This is a genomic window from Chryseobacterium sp. SNU WT5 (assembly GCF_007362475.1).
In the GTDB taxonomy this organism is placed as follows: Bacteria; Bacteroidota; Bacteroidia; order Flavobacteriales; family Weeksellaceae; genus Kaistella.
Map to the genome: position 1 here is coordinate 1,040,713 of NZ_CP041687.1, position 20,030 is coordinate 1,060,742.

The 20,030-nt window shown below is 34.5% G+C and carries 13 protein-coding genes, 1 tRNA gene and 1 pseudogene; 10 read left to right on the forward strand and 5 right to left on the reverse strand.

Features of this window, described 5'->3' with window-relative positions:
• Positions 1 to 19: 19 nt before the first annotated feature.
• A complete protein-coding gene (locus tag FNJ88_RS04965) occupies positions 20 to 637 on the reverse strand; it encodes a ribonuclease HII (RefSeq protein WP_143852121.1) in 618 nt (205 codons plus the stop codon).
• A 133-nt stretch (positions 638 to 770) separates the two neighbouring features.
• Between FNJ88_RS04965 and FNJ88_RS04970 the strand changes: the two genes are divergently transcribed.
• The 6 genes from FNJ88_RS04970 (at position 771) to FNJ88_RS04995 (ending at position 10,178) form a co-directional block, all read left to right on the forward strand.
• Positions 771 to 3,833, forward strand: a complete 3,063-nt coding sequence (locus tag FNJ88_RS04970) for a SusC/RagA family TonB-linked outer membrane protein (RefSeq protein ID WP_143852122.1) — start codon at positions 771 to 773, stop codon at positions 3,831 to 3,833.
• A gap of 149 nt (positions 3,834 to 3,982) precedes the next feature.
• Positions 3,983 to 5,353: a SusD/RagB family nutrient-binding outer membrane lipoprotein gene (locus tag FNJ88_RS04975; protein WP_262711475.1), complete on the forward strand. Its 1,371-nt coding sequence runs from the start codon at positions 3,983 to 3,985 to the stop codon at positions 5,351 to 5,353.
• Between the two features lie 90 nt (positions 5,354 to 5,443).
• Complete coding sequence (gene argS, locus FNJ88_RS04980; RefSeq protein WP_143852124.1) at positions 5,444 to 7,222, forward strand: arginine--tRNA ligase; 1,779 nt, start codon at positions 5,444 to 5,446, stop codon at positions 7,220 to 7,222.
• 138 nt (positions 7,223 to 7,360) lie between these two features.
• Complete coding sequence (locus tag FNJ88_RS04985; protein ID WP_143852125.1) at positions 7,361 to 8,401, forward strand: AMP-binding protein; 1,041 nt, start codon at positions 7,361 to 7,363, stop codon at positions 8,399 to 8,401.
• 85 nt (positions 8,402 to 8,486) lie between these two features.
• Positions 8,487 to 8,882: an alternative ribosome rescue aminoacyl-tRNA hydrolase ArfB gene (gene arfB / locus FNJ88_RS04990; protein ID WP_143852126.1), complete on the forward strand. Its 396-nt coding sequence runs from the start codon at positions 8,487 to 8,489 to the stop codon at positions 8,880 to 8,882.
• Positions 8,883 to 9,203: 321 nt separating this feature from the next.
• Positions 9,204 to 10,178 (forward strand): deoxyhypusine synthase family protein, encoded by a 975-nt coding sequence (locus FNJ88_RS04995; protein WP_143852127.1) that lies wholly within the window; start codon positions 9,204 to 9,206, stop codon positions 10,176 to 10,178.
• A 165-nt stretch (positions 10,179 to 10,343) separates the two neighbouring features.
• Here the strand turns inward: FNJ88_RS04995 and FNJ88_RS14275 are convergent, their stop codons facing one another.
• Entirely contained in the window at positions 10,344 to 10,490 is a 147-nt protein-coding gene (locus FNJ88_RS14275; protein ID WP_185145859.1) for a hypothetical protein, read from the reverse strand.
• Positions 10,491 to 10,543: 53 nt separating this feature from the next.
• On the opposite strand from FNJ88_RS14275, the gene FNJ88_RS05000 reads away from it, so the two are divergent.
• Entirely contained in the window at positions 10,544 to 10,849 is a 306-nt protein-coding gene (locus FNJ88_RS05000; RefSeq protein WP_143852128.1) for an MGMT family protein, read from the forward strand.
• Between the two features lie 102 nt (positions 10,850 to 10,951).
• Here the strand turns inward: FNJ88_RS05000 and htpG are convergent, their stop codons facing one another.
• Positions 10,952 to 12,847 (reverse strand): molecular chaperone HtpG, encoded by a 1,896-nt coding sequence (htpG, locus tag FNJ88_RS05005; RefSeq protein ID WP_143852129.1) that lies wholly within the window; start codon positions 12,845 to 12,847, stop codon positions 10,952 to 10,954.
• A 1,075-nt stretch (positions 12,848 to 13,922) separates the two neighbouring features.
• Here htpG and FNJ88_RS05010 point away from each other — a divergent pair.
• Positions 13,923 to 15,455, forward strand: coding sequence for a tetratricopeptide repeat protein (locus FNJ88_RS05010; protein ID WP_143852130.1), 1,533 nt, complete (start codon positions 13,923 to 13,925; stop codon positions 15,453 to 15,455).
• Positions 15,456 to 15,531: 76 nt separating this feature from the next.
• On the opposite strand, the gene recA is transcribed toward FNJ88_RS05010, so the two are convergent.
• The gene (gene recA, locus FNJ88_RS05015; RefSeq protein ID WP_143852131.1) at positions 15,532 to 16,539 is read right to left on the reverse strand and encodes a recombinase RecA; all 1,008 of its coding nucleotides are present in this window, start codon (positions 16,537 to 16,539) and stop codon (positions 15,532 to 15,534) included.
• Positions 16,540 to 16,685: 146 nt separating this feature from the next.
• Between recA and FNJ88_RS05020 the strand changes: the two genes are divergently transcribed.
• A tRNA-Gln gene (locus tag FNJ88_RS05020) sits at positions 16,686 to 16,757 on the forward strand.
• A 112-nt stretch (positions 16,758 to 16,869) separates the two neighbouring features.
• Here the strand turns inward: FNJ88_RS05020 and FNJ88_RS05025 are convergent.
• Positions 16,870 to 19,683: pseudogene (locus FNJ88_RS05025) on the reverse strand (SNF2-related protein); the annotation flags it as partial.
• Between FNJ88_RS05025 and FNJ88_RS05030 the strand changes: the two are divergent.
• Complete coding sequence (locus FNJ88_RS05030; RefSeq protein WP_143852133.1) at positions 19,675 to 20,028, forward strand: hypothetical protein; 354 nt, start codon at positions 19,675 to 19,677, stop codon at positions 20,026 to 20,028. The pseudogene FNJ88_RS05025 and the gene FNJ88_RS05030 sit on opposite strands and share 9 nt — an antisense overlap.
• Positions 20,029 to 20,030 lie beyond the last annotated feature (2 nt).

Consider the following 20,030-nt stretch of genomic DNA (forward strand, 5'->3'; position numbering starts at 1 on the left):
AATTTAGATTCTTAAATGATTATTTGCTACAATTTTTAGTATCGTTCTTATCTTCCGAATAATCCAACCGAAATGACTGTCGGTGATGAACGGTGGGTCCATATTTATTCAAAGCTTCTCTGTGTTGCTTTGTACCATATCCCATATTAGTATTCCACCCATATTCAGGAAAATTATCATGCAATTTAATCATTAAGCGATCTCTATAATTTTTTGCTAAAATAGAAGCACACGCAATCGAAAGGAATTTTTCGTCACCTTTTACAATACACTGATGCGGAGTAAAATCGTAAGGTTTAAATCGGTTTCCATCGACAAGAATTAATTCCGGTCGAATAGTAAGCTGACGTAATGCATCATGCATTGCCTGAATACTGGCATTTAAGATATTATGCTGATCAATAAAACTTGGAGAAAGTTCAGCAATCGCAAATTCCTTAACGTTTTCCTTAATATAGGAGTCTAACTGCAAACGGGTTTTAAATGTTAATTTTTTTGAATCGTTAACCAAATTTTGGTTAAAGTTTTTATCGAGTATAACCGATGCTGCTACAACGGGACCACACAGACATCCGCGACCAACTTCGTCGCAACCCGCTTCTACAAATCTATTAGACCAACTATTCAATAGTTTCATTGTAATACCTTTTCTGTAATTATTTGAATGTTACGATAGTAAAAATACAAAATTATTAAGAATTTCTTAACAAATAATTTGGTCATCTTAATAAAAGTTTGCACTTTTGCCTTAATGAAAAAATTAATTTGATATGAAGAAACTAACAACAAGCGTTTTAGCTGTAGTTTTAACTGCGTCATTTGCTATGGTAGATGCACAGAAGAAAGACACTGCTAGAGTGCAAGATATCGAAGGCGTAGTAGTAACAGCCTTAGGTATTAAAAGAGATGAAAAATCTCTTCCTTTTGCTACTCAGGTTATAAAATCTGAAGAATTGAACGTTACCCAAAACGTAGACGTTAAAAATGCAATTGTAGGAAAAGTATCCGGTGTTCAATTAAACGGACAAGCAGGATCAAAACTTGGAGAAACTGGTAAGCTTAGGATTAGAGGTGCAGTATCCATGCTATCAGACGCAGATCCTATCTATGTTTTAGATGGAGTAATTGTAGATCCAAATACAGTTGACATGGACAACTTGGAGTCTGTTAACGTACTGAAAGGACCTAATGCTACCGCTCTTTATGGTCAGAGAGCTCAATATGGAGTAGTAGTTATGACTCTTAAAAAAGGAGCAAAAAACAGACTTAATATTGAACTGAATAGCACTACCAATATAGATTTCGTTGCGAGAACAATGAAATTTCAGAATGAATATGGCCAGGGTTATGATGGTCAAAACTCTTTCGGAACGTTTAACTTCAATCCAGCTAGACACCCAGCAGAATGGGCCTCTTTACAAGGATTAAGATATAAAAAAGGTCAAAATTATCTTGCTGACGAATCTTGGGGGGCAAAGTTTGATGGCCAAGATTATTTACCATGGTATGCATTTTGGAAAGACAGTCCATATTTCGGACAAACTGCAAAATGGAATGCTCAACCAAATAACGTAAAAGATTTCTACGATAGTGCTTTAACTTCGAAAAACTCAGTTTCAGTTTCGGGCGGAACGAATGATTTTACCGGAAGAGTTTCATTTACTAATTTAATGCAGAATGGTATTACACCATATACTGAACTTAAAAGAAATTATTTTAACACAAATGCTAACTATAAATTTAATGACAAATTAAATATTGAAGCAGTGATGAACTTCTCTCAAGGACGAACAACTGGTGATTTTGATGATGGTTATTCCAACCAGACTTCTGGATCATTTAATCAGTGGTTCGGTAGAGATTTGGATGTTAACAAACTGAAAGAACTAAAAGATCTTGAAACGCCTTTCGGTCATCATGCATCTTGGAACTGGTGGGGACCAGATTACCTTAACATCAATGCGAGTCCTTCCTTACAGTATAGAAAAAAACCTGGATTTTGGTACAATCCATTTACCTATATGGAGAGATTCCAAAATTTTAATGATAGAAAAACTTTAATGTTCTCCGTTGCTCCTACCTATAAAATCACTGATGATTTAACTGCTAGAGCATCGTTTTCAAGAGTTAACAACATCTCACAAAATAGCTATTACATGCCTACCTCACTAACCAAAAGCGCGAGTGGAATGGAAGGTGGTTATATGGATTATCTGAACGGATTTGGTGTTAGCGATTCTGACTATACAGAGGATCAGTATGAAGGTCGATTAAGTTATGCGAAAAAATTCGGGTCATTTGATGTGAATTCATTTGTAGGAGGTAATGTTACCAAACAACGTTGGTCAGGTGTTTCAAACACGATGGATGTATTTGGTAAAACACAATTCTTGTTAACTCCAGATGTGTATTCATTTAAAAATGCAAATATAGCACCTGTTCCCGATGCTTATAATTACGGCAAGACTTACAAATCTTTATTTGGTAACGTATCAGTAGGTTATAATGACTATGTTTATGTTGATGCTTCCGTAAGAAATGATATCAACTCTGCTTATTTGAACAATCAGAATTCATTCCTCACCTACTCGTTAGGAACAAGTATCTTATTGCATAATTTGATTGAGAAAAATGATTACATCACTTATTTTAAACTAAGAGCTGGTATTGCACAAATTGCGAGTGATATTTCCGCAAGACAAACAAATCCGCAGTATTTCTTCTACGATAAACCATTACTGGTGGGTACTCAATCTTATCAAATGGCTTTGCAACCGACCAGATATGTTGACCCTAATCTGAAACCTGCAATTAATGAAAACTTCGAAGTTGGAGCTGACATCAAATTCCTTAAAAATAGAGTAACCTTATCTGGGACCTATTATAAAGAAAAAAGAAATGATGAGCCAATTCCTGTAACATTACCATCTTCCAGTGGAGCTTTAAGTTATTTCTTAAATTCTGGAGATGCTCAAAGAAAAGGAGTGGAATTATCTCTTTCTGGAGACGTATTAAGAAATTCAGATGGATTAAACTGGACAACTTCGCTTAACTTTGCCCAAAACAAATCTACAATTGTAAGAGTTGCTGAAGGTTTAGATAATATTAATTATGGCTTCCAACCAGCATTTGGGTATGTTTCCGTTATTCAAAAAGAAGGAATGGAATGGGGACAATTAGTAGGAAACGGATTCTTATATGACGGTGCTGGAAATAAAGTAATTGATGCTACGACCGGACTATATGAATTCCAAACAAATGTAAACTTCGGAAGTATTTTACCAAAATTCACAGGTGGATGGTACAATGCCGTAAGCTATAAAGGAGTTACATTAGCAGCAAGTATCGATTTCCAGAAAGGTGGTAAATTTTTCTCCCTGTCAGAACAATGGGGTAATTCAGGTGGTTTACTAGAAGCAACAGCAGCAATGAATGACAGAGGATTCAGTGTACGAGATGACGTAGCTGCAGGAGGAGGAGTTCATGTGGTAGGCGTAGATGCTACTGGTGCTGCAGTGGATACCTATGTAGGAGCTCAAGATTACTTCACCCAATTTCACGGGAATAGATTAGCAGAACCATATATCCACGATGCAAGTTATATCAAACTTCGTGAAGTCGGATTATCATACACGCTACCAAAAGCAATATTTACAGGAACCAGTATCCAAGGTTTATCTGTTGGTCTAACCGCTAGAAACCCATGGTTAATAGCAGTATCCAAAGATAACACTCACAGACAGGATCCATCAGAAATGTCACAATCATATGGTGAAGATGGACAATTACCATCTACTAAAGGTTATGGTGTAAATGTTAAAATTAACTTTTAAACGATTTAATAAATAAGATAATGAAAAAATTAAAAATAATACTTATAACACTTGTCGCTTTTGGATCACTGAGCTCTTGTCGAGATGAGGACTTCGGTGACTTGAACAAAGATAAGTTTGGGCAGTATGAAGCAAGTTATTCCGCATTGATGGCAGGCTCCATTGTGAGTTTCTCTCAAAATGGGGGTGGTTCATACTTGATGAATCCCCAATTATACGTACAGCATCAATCTCAAGCTGTGTATACAACCCAGCAACTTTATGGTTTTGAACCAGGTGCATGGGGAAGGTACTACGCTAACCAAATTATTAACTTAGACAAGATAATAAAAGACTATTCAAATAGTCCGACGCTTGTTATGACAAATCAGGGTAGTGCTGTAAATATGATTGGAGTATCTAAAATATTTAGATCAATTATATATAAAAGGATTACTGATACCTATGGAGATATTCCATATACAGAAGCAGGAAAAATTGGAGAAAATATAAAGACTCCAAAGTTTGATACTCAGGAATCTGTTTACAAAGCATTGATTTTGGAACTGAAGGCAGGAAGAGATATGCTAAATGCAGCAACAACAAAACCTGGAGGGGATATCCTTTATCAAGGTGATGTAACTAAGTGGAAGAAATTAGCTAACTCGGTACTCCTACAAGCGGCATTGCAACTAAGTAAGAAATACCCGAATGCTGGTGAGTTCGCTGCATTAACTTTCAACGAAGCGTTAACTAACTCGGCAGGTGTAATAGAGAACGTAGCGGATGAAGCATTCTTCACATATTCTGCTGCTAATAATATTTCTAATCCCTTAAATACATTTAGAGCTGCAGATTATTATCTTTCAAGAGAATTTACAGAATCCTTAAAAGGAGCTGCTAATTCCTTTAACAAGACAAGTAATCACACTTTGGATACGAGATTGAGTGTTTATAGTACTGGAGGAAACACTGGTACAGGACTTGCGTACGGATATACGCAAACAGACTTAGAAGCAGCTAATTTGGACAATAGTGCCAATGCTGCGCAAATGACTACCAAGTTTAAAGGTTCAGATGCACCGATGGCTCTCATGACTGCTGCACAAACATATTTGAACAGAGCTGAAGCTGCTCAACGTGGTTGGACTGCTGAAGTCGTTTCAACTATGTTTACTTTGGGTATCACCAGAAGTTATCAATCACTAGATACACGTTATGGTTCTGCGATCAGTGGTAACGCAGCAGCCTATGCTGCAGCGAGAATTGCTGATATGGGCGCAAATCCTCTGAAAGTAATAGCTGAAGAAAAATGGGTAACCTTATTCAACAATGGACATGATGCATGGTCTGAGTGGAGAAGAACAGGATTCCCAGTACTAACTCCTGCAACAAGTGCAATCAACGGTGGAGTAATTCCAACAAGAATCCCTTACCCAATAGAAGAAGCTAATTACAATACTACAAAGTATAATGAAGCTGTTTCTAGATTAGTACCAGCAGTAGATAAGAATACATCAAAATTCTGGTGGGAACTATAATTAAAAAATAGTACTTATATCTAGTAAATTCTAAACCACTCTTCGGAGTGGTTTTTTTATTTCCGTATATTTGCTCTTCAAAATAAAACCATGAACATTAAAGATATCATCCAACATAAACTCGCCGAAATTGTAGAGACCGTTTTTCAGATAGACGATGTAAATCAGCGAAATAATCTTAAACTTGAAATTCAACAAAATAAATCCGAGTTTGAAGGAGATTTCACCATTGTTACTTTTCCTCTTGTTAAAATATTGAAGAAAAGTCCTGACACTATCGCAATGGAATTAGGAGATGCATTTACAACACAATCTGATTTCGTAGAGAGCTATCATGTGGTAAAGGGTTTCCTAAATCTCAAAATAAAAAATAAATTTTTCTTAGATAATTTCAAGTTTATAAGTGATCATTTCGATCAAAAAGAAAAAAAGAATCAAACGGTAATTGTAGAGTACTCTTCACCGAACACGAATAAACCACTGCATTTAGGTCACATTAGAAACAATCTTTTGGGTTATTCCGTCGCGCAAATTTTAAAAGAAGATGGATATGACGTTATAAAAACGCAAATTATCAACGATAGAGGAATTCATATTTGCAAATCGATGCTTGCCTGGCAAAAGTCCGGCGCAGGTGAAACACCAGAATCCACCAATATAAAAGGGGACAAACTTGTTGGAAACTATTATGTAGCATTCGACAAAGAATACAAAAAGGAAATTGCCGCACTAATAGAAAAAGGATATGAAGAAGAAGCTGCAAAAAAACAAGCTCCTATAATTTTAGAAGCTCAAAAAATGTTGCTCGATTGGGAGAAAGGCGATGTAACCGTAAAAAACCTGTGGTCAGAAATGAATTCGTGGGTATATGCAGGATTTGCAGAAACCTACAAGAGATTAGGAGTCGACTTTGATCAGGTGCAATACGAAAGTAACACGTATTTATTAGGAAAAGATTTGATACAGGAAGGATTATTGAAAGGAGTATTATATAGAAAAGAAGACGGATCAGTTTGGTGCGATCTTTCGGAAGAGGGTCTTGATCATAAATTGCTACTTCGTGGCGATGGTACGTCGGTGTACATGACTCAAGATTTAGGAACCGCAGTCCAGCGATTTCAAGAAAATAATATTTCTAAATTAATCTATACTGTTGGTAACGAACAGGATTATCATTTTGATGTTCTATTTAAAATTCTTAAAAAACTTGGATATAGTTGGGCAGATCATTTATACCATCTTTCTTATGGTATGGTCGAACTTCCAGAAGGCAAAATGAAATCTCGCGAAGGAACCGTAGTTGATGCTGATGATTTGATGCAGGAAATGTATAAAACTGCTAAAGAAAAAGCACAGGAACTAGGTAAACTTGAAAATTTATCCAAAGAGGAGAAAGAAAATTCTTACGAAAAAGTAGGAATGGGAGCTCTTAAATATTTTATGCTAAAAGTAGATCCAAAGAAAAAGATGTTATTTAATCCGGCTGAAAGTATTGATTTTGCTGGCAACACAGGTCCTTTCATTCAATATACTTACGCAAGAATCCAATCATTGTTAGCTAAGGCAAATTATCAACATACCACGGTATCTGATTATGAAATTAACGCATCTGAAAAAGAATTGATTATGAATCTTTCCAACTTCAAGGAGGTAATTTCCAGAGCCGCAGAAACTTTGTCGCCAGCACTTGTAGCCAACTATATTTATGAGGTAGTAAAATCTTACAACTCCTTCTATCAGAACAATCCTATTCTTAGTCAGGATGATCAAAACGCAAAAAACTTCCGTTTAGAATTATCAGAATTAACCGGCAAAACAATTAAGAAAGGTTTAGAACTTTTAGGAATTGGAACTGTAAATCGGATGTAATATTTGGGCGTGCCCCTTCGGGTCGGTCTTCGGTTCCCAATCTTTTTTCTGCGCTCTCGTTTACAACGAGACCGCAGAAAAAAGGATTTCCACCTACGCCCTCACGCGGTGATCGCTATATTTAAAAATTTATTCCAAATGAAGATTGATTTCTCAACTAAAATTTTGCCGATTCCAAACTCTGAATTTGAAAAACAAGTTTCTTCTTTTATTCAAGAATGGTTCGATGACTCGAAAACAGTTAAAGTTCAAACTTCTGGCTCAACTGGAACACCAAAAGTTTTTGAAATTGAGAAAGAACGAATGCGATATTCGGCCAATAAAACTTGTGACATCTTAAATTTAGAAGAAGGTGATTCTGCCCTACTCTGTCTTCCTGTTGAATATATTTCAGGTAAAATGATGGTCGTTCGAGCAATTGAAAGAAAATTAAATTTAGTAATGAAGACACCTTCCATAAGTCCAATAACTAATCTAAAAGAAGAAATTGATTTTTGTGCAATGTCTCCACTTCAAGTTGAAAATTCTTTAGAGAGCATTCATTTGATTAAAAATACCATTATCGGTGGAGCTGCAGTTTCACAATCTTTAAAAACTAAAATTGTCGATAATCTTAACAAAGATAAATCGACCATTGAAAATCATATTTACGAAACCTATGGAATGTCTGAAACACTTTCTCACATCGCCTTAAAACAAATCTATCCGATATTGGAAGATTACTTTAAAGTTTTAGATGGTGTTGAAATATCATTAGATGAAAGAAAGTGCTTAAAAATTTTCGCACCAAATTTAAATCCTGATCTTCTTGTAACGAACGATCTAGTTGAAATTAAAAATGGTAAAGAATTTAAATTCTTAGGTAGAATTGACAATCTAATTAACTCTGCAGGATTAAAAATACATCCCGAACAATTAGAAAGTTTAGTCAAAAAAGAAATTCCTAATGAAGTTATCTTCTTAGGAATTCCGGATGAATTGCTCGGCCAAAAATTAATTCTAATCCTCGAAGGTGAAGCGAATAGAATGATTGAAAAACAATTGAGCACAATCATTTACCCATCCAAAAATCATCATCCAAAAGAAACTATTTTTATTAAAGAATTTCCTCGGATTCCCAATGGAAAGATCAACCGTAGAGAATTGACCGAAATGATTTATAATAGTTTAAAAAAATAGTTTGAAGCTAGATACAAACCTACTCTCTCTTGGCTATTGACTTTATTATCTTTATTCTTTTATCTTTGTTCTTTCCTCTTATATCATGAAAGACTTTACTAAAGAACTCGCTTACAAAACTTCCCGCAGCAGTGGCGCTGGCGGGCAAAACGTAAATAAGGTAGAAACTTCGGTAACAGTCACGTGGAACGTTGGCGAGAGTGAGTGTTTTTCTATTGAAGGAAAAGAGTTAATATTTGAGAAACTCAAAAACCGCATCAACTCTGAAGGAGTTTTACAACTCACAGTTTCTGAAAGCAGAACACAGTTGCAAAACAAAAAAATTGCGACAGATAAGATCTTACAAATGATCGAAAAATCTTTATTCATCCCCAAATCCCGAAAGGCCACCAAACCCTCCCGCTCAAAAATCGAAAAACGGATTAAAAACAAAAAGCAGCTTTCTGAGAAGAAGGAAAATCGCAGGTTTAGAGGAGAATAACAGTAGCAACTATAAGTTATCTAAACCTAATTAAGATAGAACATTAGCGCTACGAAATTTTATAACATTAAGGTATGAACACTGCTTTTAATTCTTATTTACCCGATTTTCAAACTAAGAATAAAGATTATTTACAAGAGAAACTATTTTTCATTCTAGCCACGATTGCAGAGGAAATTCTTTGTTGTAGTCCTGTGTAAAGAAAAGACCACAACAAAAGATTGGAACGAAAAGCGGGACCAGGTTTTAAAAAAAAAGCAAAACACACATGCTCTTAAAAAAATTCTATAAATTGATTATCTTTGCTAAAATCAAAAAATTATGAGTAAACCGATTACGGAATTTATCGAAAAATATTATCTGCATTTTAATTCTGCAGCTTTGGTAGATGCTTCAAAGGGATATGTTGCCCATTTGAAAGATGGCGGAAAAATGATGATCACTCTAGCTGGTGCAATGTCAACTGCCGAGATTGGGAAAATTTTAGCTGAAATGATTCGTCAGGACAAAGTGCATATTATTTCTTGTACAGGTGCGAACTTAGAAGAAGATTTGATGAATTTGGTTGCACATTCTCATTACAAAAGGGTGCCAAACTACCGAGATTTAACGCCCCAAGAAGAGTGGGATTTGATGGAGAAAGGTTTGAATCGTGTTACTGATACTTGCATCCCAGAAGAGGAGGCTTTCCGAAGATTGCAGGAACATATCGTGAAAATCTGGAAAGATGCCGAAGCGAATGGAGAGCGGTTTTTCCCACATGAATACATGTATAAAATGATTTTGTCAGGAGTTTTGGAGCAGTATTATGAAATTCCAAGAGAGAATTCCTGGATGATCGCTGCTGCAGAGAAAAACTTGCCGATTGTTGTTCCAGGTTGGGAAGATTCCACCATGGGAAATATCTTCGCCAGTTACTGTATCAAAGGTGAGTTGAAGTCTTCTACTGTGAAATCGGGAATTGAATACATGATGTATTTAGCAGATTGGTATCCGAAAAATTCAGGTGGAAAAGGCGTTGGTTTCTTCCAGGTTGGAGGTGGAATCGCTGGTGATTTCCCAATTTGTGTGGTTCCGATGTTGTATCAAGATATGGAAATGACGGACACGCCTTTCTGGTCTTATTTCTGTCAGATCTCGGATTCAACAACTTCTTACGGATCTTACTCCGGAGCTGTTCCTAATGAGAAAATCACTTGGGGAAAACTGGATATCACTACGCCCAAATATATCGTTGAAAGTGATGCAACCATTTGTGCACCATTGATGTTCTCTTATATTTTAGAGAATTCTTAGAATGCTAGATGCTAGATGTTAGATATTAGATGTTAGATGATAGAAATCTAAAGTCTGAATTATATTCTAAAATTATATAAACGCCTTTTTCAGGGCGTTTTTTTTGGTGAAAATTCAAACCGTAATTTCCATTAACATCTTGAAACGTTTTAAGAAACAAGGCTTTTAATCCAAAGAGTTGATCACCACATAATACCGATAAGCCAATATCGCTTTTTGAAATTTATTCATTTTCAATGGATCCTGTCCACCAAGCTTTGGCAAAACCTTCTTGTTGAATTTATTAAGAATTATAAAGAATTTCTTTTTCATGCATTTATATATTTGTAAATTTCAATTTACAAAATTAGCATTAAACTTATAAAGTGAACGAACTATTCAAAAAACAGGTCTTTGAAGTCATCATGATGATTCCCGAAGGAAGAGTTACGAGTTACGGCGCAATTGCAAAAGCGGTTGGCTATACTCATCATGCAAGACATGTTGGTAATGCGCTGCGAAATTATGATGAAGATTTTCCGGCGCATCGCGTTTGTAATTCTTCAGGTAGAATTACGGCAAGTTGTGAACGGGATTTCGTGGGAAAATTAAAAACAGAAGGTGTAGAAGTGAAAGACGGAAAAATCCAGAATTTCAAAAAAGTGTTTTGGAACCCGCTGGAGGAATTATAGTTTCGGATTCTGAAATAAAAAAACCTTGCCAAGGTTTAAAACGCTGACAAGGTTATATTAGGAAACAAAAAAGTCTTTTCTCTTTGTTCTTTTCTCTTCAATCTACTTACTCAACTGCTGATAACTTCTTTGAATAAAATCCGTCAAGTCTTTCCCTTTCAAAAGGTTCTGAGAAAGTTTCGCCAAATCCAGTGCATGCTTGATCTTGGTAATCTTACTTTCCGCATCTTCATTTTTCAAAATTTCTGCAGCCAACTCACTGTTAGAATTTACCACCAAATTGTACATTTCCGGGAAACCGCTCATTCCAAACATTCCGCCACCGCCGCCGGTTGCCTGCATGTCTTTCATTCTCCGCATAAATTCCGGTTGCGTGATCATGAACGGCGCTTCAGTACTTTCTAAATCCTCAACTTGAACCGTGAATTTAGTGTCATTCACTGCTTCTGTAATATTTTTCTTCAAAGATTCTTTCTCCTCATCATTCAATTTGGAAATCGCTGCATCTTCTTTTTTAATCAAGTTATTTACATGATCTGCATCAACTCTTGCGAAAGAAATTTTGTCTTTCGACTGTTCTAATTTTTGAATCACATGCGGAACAATTGGAGAATCTAAAAGGAGAACTTCATAACCTTTGTCTTTCGCAGACTGAATATAACTATGCTGATCATCTGCATTTGTCGCATACAAAATCACAAAATTTCCGTCTTTATCGGTTTGCATCGGCTTTACCTTTTCTTCCAATTCAGACCATAAATAATATTTACCATCAGTTGTTGGATACAACGCAAACTTGTCAGATTTATCAAAGAATTTATCTTCGGAAATCATCCCATATTCGATGACGATTTTAATGTCATTCCATTTTTGCTCGTAATCTTCGCGATTTTCATTAAATAAAGAAACCATTTTGTCGGCAACTTTTTTCGTGATGTAAGAAGAAATCTTCTTTACCGCACCGTCAGCTTGAAGATAAGAACGGGACACGTTCAACGGAATATCTGGAGAATCGATTACACCGCGTAATAACATTAAGAAATCAGGTACAATTCCTTTCACCTCATCAGTAACATAAACCTGATTTTGGTACAACTGAATTTTATCTTTTTCAATATTTAAACCGTTGGTCAATTTCGGGAAATAAAGAATTCCTGTTAAATTAAACGGATAATCAACATTTAAATGAATATTAAATAAAGGCTCCTCAAATTGCATTGGATACAACTCGTGATAGAATTCTTTATAATCAGCATCTGAAAGTTCACTTGGAGCTTTTGTCCACGCCGGTGTTGGATTATTGATGATATTATCAACTTCTACCGTTTCTGCTTTTGCATCTTCTGCAGCATCTTCTGCTAAATGCAAAGTTTCAGTTTTCGTTCCAAATTTAATTGGTACCGGCATGAATTTATTGTATTTCAAAAGCAATTCACGAATTTTTGATTCTTCTAAAAACTCCGTAGAATCTTCCGCTATATGAAGAATAATTTCAGTTCCACGATCGGTTTTGTCCGTAGTTTCCTCCAAAGTGTATTCCGGACTTCCATCACATATCCAACGAACCGCAGACTCATCTTTATAAGATTTCGTAACAATTTCTACTTTTTCAGCAACCATAAACGCCGAGTAAAATCCAAGACCGAAATGACCAATAATTCCCGAATCTTTAGCGGAATCTTTATATTTTTCCAAGAACTCTTCCGCACCGGAAAAGGCCACCTGGTTGATGTATTTTTCAACTTCCTCCGCCGTCATTCCTATTCCTTGGTCAATAATGCGAAGTGTTTTTGCTTCTTTATCAATTCTAACTTCAATCATCGGATTTCCATAATCCGTCTTGGCTTCACCAATACTCGTCAGATGCTTCAATTTCAAAGTTGCGTCTGTCGCGTTAGAAATAAGTTCGCGCAAGAAAATTTCGTGATCGCTGTACAAAAACTTCTTGATTAAGGGAAAAATATTTTCCACCGATACATTAATATTTCCTTTTGTCATGTTAATTGATTTTTAAATTATAAATATAATTTCTCAAAAGAAACACCAATCTTAAGAAAGTGACATAATGTCAATATTGCATAAATTATTCTATAGTAAATCTGTAAAATCTCCGTTACCATTTCTTTTTTTCACTTTGTCTATTTACTTAGGAACTAAAAAAATATTAAAGCAGTATTTTTTTATTTTTTATAAATAAAAAGGTTTCGACTGAATCAAATAGTAAAAACTTTTTATTGGTAATTCAGAAGTTCGTTGAAAAAACATTTTACTCTTTAAAAACACCTTGGTATAATACAATTAAAACAGACTAACATTTATTTAAAATTCTGTAAAACAATTGATTAACACAAAGCAATACTTAGATAATACCTCTATTTTTCTTGAATTGACAAATATTTTTGTTCTTTTACACTGTTCAAAATGACAAATAGTCAAGCTATTTTAATTGAACAACACAAATGATGAAAAATAACCCGCATGTTTAATTACTTGCGGGTTTTTTAGTTTAATCCTGGCTCCCTATTATTTGAAATAGCAGTATATTCTTATTTGTTTCCACTAAATTATGTACTTGTACTCTTTTGAAAAAGATAAATTTTATCTTACAAAAATCACTGACTGCAAAATTTGTAATCGAAAGATGTTTTTTATTTTTCGAATTCTTTTCAACTGAGGTCAATCTGCCTCGAGATTATAATTTTCAAATAAATGTGATCCTCACCTTATTACTACTTTCTGAAAGTCTAATTTTTTCATAAGCAAAAATAAAAAATTTAAAAAACTAATAATCAAACGCTTAAGTAAAACTAATACCTATATAATACCTGTGTTTTTCTTTAAATAAAATTTTTTTTCGTTGATTTACTATGCTTAATTGATACAACGACACAATGTATTTAAGCAACACAAATGATGAGAAAAAGATCCACATTTTTAAATAAGTGTGGATTTCTTTGTTTATTTCGGATCAGTAAAGACAAACAACTGCTATTCAGAGAATAGAATATCATATTTTTTCTAGATAAAATTCTGTATTTTTAGCCTCCTTCAACAATGAATTTTCTAGAAAAAATTGAATACTGCCAGATCCGCTTTTATAAGGTACTTCGTATTTTTCGCACTCGTCGTGAGTGGGAATCTTTGTACTGCGCAAGAAACTCCTAACGAAACGAAACAGATTGATGCGCTAATTTCAATAGCAAATCAAATGCATGTAGAAGGAAAATCTAAGCAATTACTGACGATTTCTAATGACATCATCTCCAGATCCAACAAATTGAAATTCGACAGAGGAATGGTGTATGGGTACTATTATATTGCAAGTTGTTTTTCTTTTGATGGAAAGTTTACAAAAAGTAACGAATATTTAAAAAAAGCACAGACCTTTTCTAAATATTTAGACTCAGATTATCGGCAAAACTATAGAATAAATGGTCTATTGGCAGATAATTACCGTGACTTAGAACTCTACCAATTATCTATTTCCAGCTATCACAGATCGATGCAGTATTTAAAACACATCAAACTAAAAACTGTAATCGACTCCTTATCCCTGGCAACTAATTATGATAATTTAAGCGTACTATATAATGCCATGAATTTGGGTGATTCTGCTTATTATTATTTAAATAAAGATAAAGCGATTCTAAAGAACATCACTTTCGAAGATGCGTATATAGAGAAATCATCGTGTTATCTGGGATTGGGAACTTACCATTATAAGTTGAATCATATTGATTCTGCTACGTTTTACTATGATCAATCTTTGGATTTATTAAAAGGGAAAAATCATCCTTTTGAAATAAGCGCACTATATAGTAAAGCAGAGATCTACGCAAAAACAGACGATTCTGAGGCTTTAAAATATTTTGAACTCGCTTTAAGTAAAGCAAAAGAGCATGATTTACCAGATCTGCAGGCAGATATTTATAAAGCTATTGGTGAAATTTACAGCAGTCGGAAGAATTATAAAGAGGCAAATTGGTATCAAGAAAAATACATGAAGTTAAAGGAGCAGCTAAATCGCTCAAGAACAGGACAGCGAGACTTTGCGGTAAATGAGGTCTTAAACCAACAAAAGCAGAAATTTAACAATAATCAAACGAGCAATACTTATAACACTTATGCCGTTCTGGGAGTTTTTACTTTTCTATTGGTGATCGCGTTATATCTTGTACATAAGTACAGAACTAAAAATGAAAAGATTACAACGGAAACAGAATTATTATTAAACGAAAAGGAAACGATTATCAGTAAGAAAGAGGAGGAAACACAAGTTTTAAAATTAAAAGTAAACGAATCATTCGAAGAAATCGTACAACTTGCAAAAGACAATTCACCTGAATTTTTCTCAAGATTTCAGGAAGTGTACCCGAACTTTGTAACCAATATTATGGGCGTAAATGACAAAATGCGACTTTCTGAACTAACACTCTGCGCTTATATTTTCTTAGGATTTAACACGAAAGATATTTCCTCCTACACCTTTAAATCAGTTCATACCATTCGAAGTCGTAAATATAATCTACGGAAAAAATTTGATCTGTCACCAGAAGAAAATATGGAATTGTGGCTCAAAAACTTACCAAATAACCCTACAACTTAATTTCATAATAAAGGTAAAAACAAGAAAAAGACAGCGAAATCGCTGTCTTTAGTTTTAGATATCATCCAGATTTTATCTAGCTTTTTCTACTGATAATTTCTTCTCTAATCTTACCTTCCAATTCATCAGAAAGTTCTGGATTGTCTTTCAACATATCTCTTACGGCATCACGACCCTGACCTAATTTTGTTTCGGCATAACTAAACCAAGAACCACTTTTCTTCACGATTCCCATATCAACCGCCGCATCCAAAATCTCACCGGTTTTAGAAATTCCTTCCCCGTACATGATATCAAATTCGGCCATTTTAAATGGAGGTGCTACTTTGTTTTTCACAATCTTCACTTTAACACGACTTCCCACAGCCTCATCTCCTGTTTTAATCGGTGCGCTGGCTTTTCTGATATCAATCCTTACAGACGCGTAAAACTTCAATGCATTTCCTCCGGTAGTTGTTTCGGGGTTTCCGAACATAACTCCAATTTTCTCTCTTAACTGGTTAATGAAGATCACAGTACACTTCGTTTTAGAAATTGTTCCTGTTAATTTTCTTAGAGCTTGTGACATTAGCCTAGCATGAAGTCCCATTTTAGAGTCTCCCATTTCACCCTCGATCTCTGCTTTTGGTGTTAAGGCTGCAACTGAATCAATTACTACGATATCTACGGCTCCCGAACGAATTAAGTTATCTGCGATTTCTAATGCCTGCTCTCCATTATCAGGTTGGGAAATAATTAAATCCTCCAGCTTGATACCTAGCTTAGCAGCATAACCACGATCGAAAGCATGTTCTGCATCAATAAAAGCGGCAATACCACCCAATTTTTGAGCTTCTGCAATTGCGTGCAATGTTAAAGTTGTTTTACCTGAAGATTCCGGTCCATAAATCTCTATGACTCTTCCTCTTGGATAACCACCTACACCTAAGGCCAAATCAACTCCTAACGATCCAGAAGGAATTACCTCAATAGTATTGTCCACAGATGCGTCGCCTAAAGTCATTACGGTTCCTTTCCCGTAGGTTTTATCTAGTTTCTCAAGCACCAAAGCCAGTGCTTTTTTCTTATCTTCGATACTGCTCATTTATAATAATATTTTTTCAAAAATACGGAATTAAAACTTGAATAAAATCAATTAAAATTATAATTATTATTTTTTTAAAATAATTTTTGAAAAATAATTGTTCGTTAAGAAAAATTTTTTTAGATTTGCACCACCAAAATAAACATAGACCCATGGTGTAATTGGTAACACACCGGTTTTTGGTACCGACATTCGGGGTTCGAGTCCCTGTGGGTCTACAAACAACTACTGTAAATCAGTAACTTAACATTATCGGGGACTAAATCGGGGACTAACGTTCCCGATTTTTTCCTTTTTTTATAGTTTTGTCTAATAAAGATATTTTGTAAATCATCTTCTCGCTGCAAATTTATTTTGATTTAGAGTTTCACTTTGGTAAATATTTTTATTCTGAATTACTTCTTTAGGAATTAAACTTGTTGCATTCCTATTATGCTCTACAGCAAATAAGTTTTCATTTTCAACTTGTCTATCTTTAACATAATTCCTATTCACATTAAACTTCAGTTGCAATTCCTTTTCTTCCTGATATTGAATGAGTAGTGTATCTTTTGTCAGAGGCAACTCCTCAATTTGTGCTTCAATAATTGCAATCTTTTCCGCAGTCATTTCCGTTTGTTTTTCTATCTCTGTAACATTCACTCCTTTTTCGGACAGTTTTAAAATGGTATTATGAACTTCGGCTTTGGCTAAATCTATACTTTTTTGGTAAGATACCAATTGCGTTTCCCAGTAAGTGGCATTTACATCATCACTGTTTTTAGAGTATTCTAAAATTCTTGCGTAGGCATTTTCTGCTTTGTATACTTCCGATTGAACTTTTGTATAATCCTCGTACTTTCTTAAGACAAAAGCATTATCTGCAAGAAATTTATTCTTTTCACTCTCTAATTTTTTCTTCAGCAACTCAATTTCAATTTTTGCTCGGGTTTCAGGATTTGTAATAATGGCTGTTTTTAATTCTTGCGTACTGATATCAGAAATATCTAAAACATTTGCACCTTTTTTCATTGCCTTTAAATATCTCGCCTGTTTTGCCTGTAATTTTTGCAACATAAAAACATCAATGCTATCATTCGTAAGCATAAAATTGATGCGCACATTTTCATTTTTGTTTCCTTGTCGCCACGCTCGACCTTCAACCTGTCGAAGAGATGTAAAGTTGTAAGGCAATGTAAGCATGTAAACATCTGTTGTGTTTTCTTGAAGATTCATACCTTCTTGAATGGCTTCACTCCCAATTACAATTTTAATTTTGCCGGCATTAAAATCATCTTGAGTTGCTACTCGTTGTTTTTTACTCGTACCACCAGTAATAACGCCTACTTCTTCGGGTTTATACCCTAGATCATGTATGAGAAATTCTTTTAGTTTTGGAAATTGTGCCACAGCCAATTCAGAATATATGATTTGTCCAGAATTAGGGATATCTTTTTTATTTTGTCTGATCAGATTCATCATCTCAAATAATTTCGGTGAATTTTCTATAAATTCACTAACAGTTGGTTCTTCACCATTATAGTAAATTGATAGATAAGGAGAGAAAGCAATTAAGCGAGCATTCAAAATGTGGGTTAAAATTGCTCCAGGCGTTTCTGAATCAAAATTATCATTCAGTAAGTCGTATTGCTCTTTCGTCAAATCATTCTGTTCAATTTTATATTCTTTATTAATTTTATTAGGGCGGATTAATTCTAAATTATCCTCCTCGCCTTTGATATCTATAAATTCTGAAAGTAATTGCTGAAATAACTGATTGTTTTTAAACCTCCTTACATTTGCCTTAAATTTAATATCTCCTTTCGCATCAATTTCCATATCATTATCTGCTTCCATAAAAGTTTCAAAAAATGTATTGACATTAAAATAACCAGATTCTTCTAATCGTTTATTCGCAATCAATGATAGAATTGAATAATATTCCAGCGGTTTATTTGTAAATGGTGTTGCCGAAAGTAGCGTAACATTTCGTCCATTTTGCTTATCCTGAATATATTGGGCTGCCATCCAAGTATTAATACCAAGTTTTGAAGTTTGTTGATTTTGATTTCTAAAATCTGAAGAAAAACGTCTGTCTTCAATCTTCACCTTTCCAATAATATGATTGGCGTTATGAACTTCGTCGTAGGTTAAATGATCAAAACCAAAATCTTCCCAATCATAAATTTTTCCACGTTTCATTTTCCCTTCAATCTCTTTTTCTTTCTGCAATAGAATCTGTTCCTCTCGTTCGGTATTTGTAACGCCCTTCATTTCGCTCGCGGAAATATACTTAAACTTTGAGGACAGTTCTTCCGTAATTTCATTTGAAAATCCAATGTTATTAAACCCAGCATAAGTAACTATGGTTATTTCTCCCTCTTTATTATCAAACTTTGAGAGATCGTAATCATTTCCCAAATTGCCTAAAACATTAACTTTAGCATCTGGAATTGTTTCAAAAATAGTTTCCACCCATTGTTTCAGGATACTGTCATTTGGAACTACAATCAATGGTTTTTTTGAGTTTCCACGTTGCATCGCTTCATGTAAAGAAAGTATGCCAGATAATGTTTTTCCGAACCCAACTTCATGCGCCAAAAGTCCAACACCTTTGGTCGTTTGTCTTCCTATTCCAGATTTTTGAACTTCTGTCAATCTTAATTCTGTTCCTTTAAAGTTTTGGTAGATCTTTGAAAATAAAGGAAATTTTGAATAATCAGGCACGTGAATGTGATTGTAATTTTTGTTGAATTCCTTTACAAATCGCTCTCTTAAATCATCAGATAATTCTTCTGAAATGAATTTTGAAAATAAATCTTTTGCTGCAACTTTTCTACGTTCTCTAATTAGTGCATTTCTCTCCTTATCACTACCAGTAACCGTTTCATTATCTACAAAACTTCTAACTTCCCAGGAAGAAGATCCTGCAAAAGCCTCGCTCGGAAGATTGTTTACAAAATCTTTAAATTTTTCGGCAAGATTGTACTCCACCACGACCATTTCAGTTTCGCGCTTTTCATGATTGTATTGTTCTTTCTCAATCTGACCTAAATTGAATTTATGAACAAACTCGTGATTAGGATTAATGGAAATTTCTTCTAATGTTTTCAGTTTAGGTAGTACATTTATTAAAAGTGCCTTTTGCTTCTCATAATGTTTCTTTTCCAAACCTCCGCAATTAAGAATGATTCAGGATTAAATTCCGATACCGTCGAAAAAATATTGATTGCATTTACAGATTTGAATCCAGAATGGTTCATATCTGGAACTGGGGAAATGCTAAAGCCAGTGAATCAAAATATTCATAGCAATGGATCGCCAAATAGCGTAAATAATAATATTAATGGAAATGTAAATGGCAATGGTAATTTTTCTATTACCCACAGTGAGTTTTCAGGCATGATTGAACTTCAAGCAGAAACAATGAATAGGCTGAAAACAAGTCAAGATCAGTTAACTGAAAGTATGAGGCAAGTTAGCTTACTCATAGAACTATTAAATAAGTAAAC